Source organism: Thiocapsa sp. UBA6158, assembly GCF_002423035.1.
GTDB lineage: Bacteria > Pseudomonadota > Gammaproteobacteria > Chromatiales > Chromatiaceae > Thiocapsa.
Genome location: NZ_DIUM01000102.1, coordinates 1 through 4,458, shown reverse-complemented (window position 1 = coordinate 4,458; position 4,458 = coordinate 1). Strand labels below are relative to the sequence as shown.

The window sequence follows — 4,458 nt, the reverse complement described above, 5'->3', positions numbered from 1 at the left end:
GCCGTCAACCGGACAGTAGTGGCTCGAGGAGTTGGATAAGATAGTAGACTGTATGTGGATCACCATGCTTGCCGAGCTGGCGCAGGATGGGAGCGGTCTCATGGAGGAAGATTGCCGAACCCTCCAGTGTCATGGGCGGGCGCTTCTGTTCGTCCCCACGAGGGAAGGCGTCGGAGCTGAAGTACAGCTCCTGGCACGACGTAGCTGCTATCTGCATGGCGCTCCGGGCTCGGGCCGTTTCGGCCTCACTGGGCGCAGTCAGGGTAGAGTAGTGAGTAAGCACCTCCGTGGCCTGCTCGACGGCCTGGGCCATTAGCGCGATCGCGATTTTTCGATGTGGAGCAGGCGCAGGATCCTCGGCGCCCCGGAGGCCCACAGTGTAGGCGTCCCGCAACCATTGGATACAGCCACGGACCTCCTCGACGTTGTCGACTGCCGACGCGAACCAGAAGTGCGCCTTCTGGGCGGCATCGGGGAAGTCGAAACGAATCCAAAATTGAAGGGTCAATTGGACGAGATGTTCACGGATGTGAGCGCTGCGGGGCCCGCCCGCCGGGCATCGTTCGACGAGCGGCAGGACTAGGTCGGCCACTTCGCGCGCCGCGCCATGCCGCACGACGGTGCTCATCGTCTCAGTAATGAAAAGGTCGAGCACCCTCCAATTCTGCTCGTTCTCGATGACGCGCTGCGCGCGCACCCAGAAGCCCGTACGATCGATGTCCCATATCCGCACCAACCGAATGGCGGCGTTCATCCGGACGGCCGGGTGGGGATCGAACAGCATGCGGTCGATCAGCGGCGTCAGGCTCGGATAGGTCTCCGGGCGCTTCAGACACAGGTCGAGTGCCGCTTCTGCCGCCTCAAGCTGCGCCAAGGGCGAGCTCCACGGGCCGCTGTTCTCAAACTGCGCCTCCATGTCATCGTCGACTTCGGGGGTGCTAAACCGGCTTGCCTCCTCGATCCAATCGAGGAGCTGGATCACGGTCTCGGCCGACGTGTGAGCATTGATGTAGTCGCTGCTGACAACTTTATGGACGCCCTGCGCGAAGGTGTCCTCGGTCCGGCGGATTAGGGTCTGGTCGGGAATCGCGCGGGCGTCGAGCCGGGCCTTGAGGCCGGCCAGGGCGGCGAGCGCGCTCTCGAGAGACTCGATGGGCTCCTTGTTGTTGATCTCGAGGTGGAGGGCTTGGCGGACGACCTCCAGTTGGTCGATGGTTTCGCGAACGACGGGCTCGGCCCTGCTTTCCTGATCAAGCCAGTCGTAGTCGTCGTCGGCGCCCCAGCCGGTTGTGATGGTGATCAGACGGTGGTTCGAGGTCGTCCCTTCCGGCGCCCCCGCCAACACCGCGCGCGCCGCCTCCGTTGCCAGGCGATCGGCGCCGATCGCGCCAAAAAGGCGTCTGACGAAGCCCTCTTTGGCTCGGTCAGGATCAGCGAAGTCGTCGAACGGACGGGCAATCAGCTCCTGCTCCAGAGCGCTGCGCTCCGCCATTGGCAGCGCGTGGTACTGCGTCGCGAGTAGATCAATGGCATCCTTCCTCGTGTCAGACGTGATCAGGAACTCAGGGCTGGCACCGTAGGGGCGCAGCAAATCCGCCAGCGCACCGCCGCGTGCGGCTGCTGCCATGAATAGTCGAGACCAGATCACCGCGAGGGACGCCTTCTGCACAGCATATTCGGCAGCGGTCAGCACGGTAGCCTCGTCACCAGTCTCCAGCCAGTTCTCGAACTGTGAAAGCAACGCCAGGGCGTCTTCGGCATGCCGCGGATGAGGCTCGTGAGCCCAGATGTAACTGTAATCAGGCTGCAGGCTGACCTCAGTGTTCTGGATCAAAAAGTTTCGTTTTGTCAACCCCTCCGAGATCGGGTGTTGACGCTCCACGTAGCCTGCCATAGCCGCGAGGAGCGCTTGGGTTGCCTGCACCGGCCATGCAGCGAGGAAGCGGGGGAAGTACTCCTTCAGCGACCACCGCGCGTGCTCAAAGTCCTGCCTGGCGTTTGAGGTCAGGTTCAGTATCCGCCCGCCTCCCATTGACGTCTGGCGACTGTCCGTCACCTGCCTGGCGAATGCGCTTTCATAGACCTCAATGGCGAATTCGGGGGAGGCGGTGGCTACCACATTAATCTTCCGAGCAAGGGCCGGAAGTTCCTCGGTGCCGAATCGATCGAAGCGGTCGTCGGTCAGCACGTTCCGCAGCAAAGCAACCGAGTCGTTCACGCCGGTCGTGATTGTATCGGCGACGAAGCCGATCGCCGGTGTCGCGAGGGTGCGGGAATCATCCAAGCCGTAGCCGTGAGCAAGGAGGGCGCGAACGGCGGCCCCCAGATCAGCCCGTACAGCTGGATCCTGGACGCGGTCGATCAGCATAAAGGCCAACATACGCAAGACACCGGCGACTGTCGCTGGCCTGGCCGAGAGCTGAAGCTCAAGATTGACCCAAGGTGCCAACGCCGTTCCGGGCTCGTCCTCCAGTCTGACCGCCACGGCGCCGGCGACACGCGCGAGAGTGAAGTTTGCCGTAGGAACGCCAGCGTTGATCGCGCGGGCGAAGGCGTCGACATCCTCGGGCAGGACGGGCAGCTCCGCCGCCATCCTCGCAGCAACGCTGCGGATGACCGGATCGCAGTCGGACGCGCCAACCAGGTTGCCGATGGCGGTCCAGAAGCGGTTATGATCTTGGTCTTCCGACCAGAGCGCCTGAAGCAGGAAGCCCATCGCCGGGCCAAGTACCAGACCAACGCCTTCCGTCTTTGGGAAGGTCACGGTCCCGTCTACAATGCCGTCCGCGTCGAGGAAGACGCGGCTGGTCACGTAGTCGAAGAGCAGATGATGCCGAAATTGGACCGAACGCTCACCGTTCGTGAGGACCAACACGCCCTCGCCAGTCAGCGTATCGAGAATGCCCGGGTTGGCGGCCGGACTTTGATCCGCTGCGCGCGAAGGACGCGGTTGGATACCATCTCCTTGACAACGGTATGCAGGCAGACATCGGCGGCTACGCCATGTGGCTTGACCCGCCAGTCCCAATAGAGGTTGAGGAGGGCGATCTGGGAGTTGATGGCGTTAAAGTCCTGACTCATCGCGCCGGTAGCCACGAGGTCGGCGAGCAGCCGCGTATTGAACGGCACCCTGGCCACTTCGCGCAACTTGTCTCCCGTGTGCCGGAGAACTTCCGCTAGCCTGGGAGTGCAAGTGAGAAGCTCATCGAACTCATCATTCGACCAAGGTAGAATTTGGACGTGTCGCACGTTACCGAAGCCCTCGCCCTGCAACGTCCGGTCCGGTGGCATCCCCTTGAACAGCGCCCTGAAGTTCGTACCCAAACGGAGATCGAATGTGCGGATGGACGCGACCACGGTCCACCGCCCGCCTACGTCAATTACCGACTGGAGTAACCGCTTGAACGCGCCCTCGCCCGAGCTGCCGCGGCTGGCATCAAGGGAATCGATCAGAAGGAAGGCGGGTGCCCGACCGTCCCACGCGTCAAGAACCGCAGGCAATTCGTGCTGCAGTCCAAGCGCGCGAGAGATTCCTTCCAAGGATTCGACCGAGAACCGGTCGACCGCCATTTGAACGACGTCGTGTCCTTGGGCGCGTAGTGCTCGGCCGAGCGCATTGATAACACCGCTTTTCCCCGCACCGGGTTCACCAATCAACAGCAGGTGTCCGCCAAGCGCCGCGGCATTGACGGTGGACTGACAGTGGCGGGTGATGCCAACGGGGAAGCCAGCCTGGGCCTCGACGACCTCCAGGCCTGCGAGGGTCTGTTCGGTTTGAAGCGAATAGTCTGTCAGAGCGGCAATGTCGTCGCGATAATTGGGACGCGCGGCGAGCCGAGCACCGCGCCTGATCAGGTCACTTCGAAGCTCGGTAATGGTCCGCCCACCCCGGCCGCTCATCAGATCGCCGGCGACCCGCTCCAGCAAGTTGAGAACACTCGTCGAATCGGCCGGATTGACAAGCGCCGGTATGAGGACGCTCACCCAGGCCGCTCGATCGGCCCCTTCGGGATCAAGCACATGTACGAAGGTCAAGTTGGAAATCGACCTCAGGATCTCGTCGGTGAGAGGCTCGGTGGTTGCCGCCGACCATGCCAGGCGAACGCAGGTGTCAAACTGCGTCAGCGCCTTGGTCTCCTGCGCCGTGAGAACCGGTGGTCCAAGCTGGCGACGGGCCTCTAGGCCCTTAGCGAGGTTGACCCGGATCGTCGCCGGTGAGTCGGGCCCGACCGCGACCAAGAAGCGGTCCTTGGCTTGGTCAAGCGGCCGGTTCCAACCGAGGTCGCCAGTGCCGTCACGGCAAAGACGCCACTGCCGAACGATTTGGTCGACCGTCTTTCCGAACTCGCTGATCAAGTTCCCCGAGAGGGACAGATTGCTCTTGGCCTGGGCCGCGATCACGCCCCACTCGGAGGTCATTGCCAAAGCATCGTCTAACCCGCATTTCTCACACGAATC

The 4,458-nt window shown here is 62.7% G+C and carries 2 protein-coding genes; both read right to left on the bottom strand.

Annotation, left to right across the window (positions count from 1 at the left end):
* Positions 1-4: 4 nt before the first annotated feature.
* A complete protein-coding gene (locus B4N44_RS13960) occupies positions 5-2,872 on the bottom strand; it encodes a hypothetical protein (RefSeq protein ID WP_296701896.1) in 2,868 nt (955 codons plus the stop codon).
* 14 nt (positions 2,873-2,886) lie between these two features.
* Positions 2,887-4,458 (bottom strand): hypothetical protein (locus B4N44_RS13955; protein WP_296701893.1); only part of this gene is annotated, 1,572 nt, incomplete at its 5' end.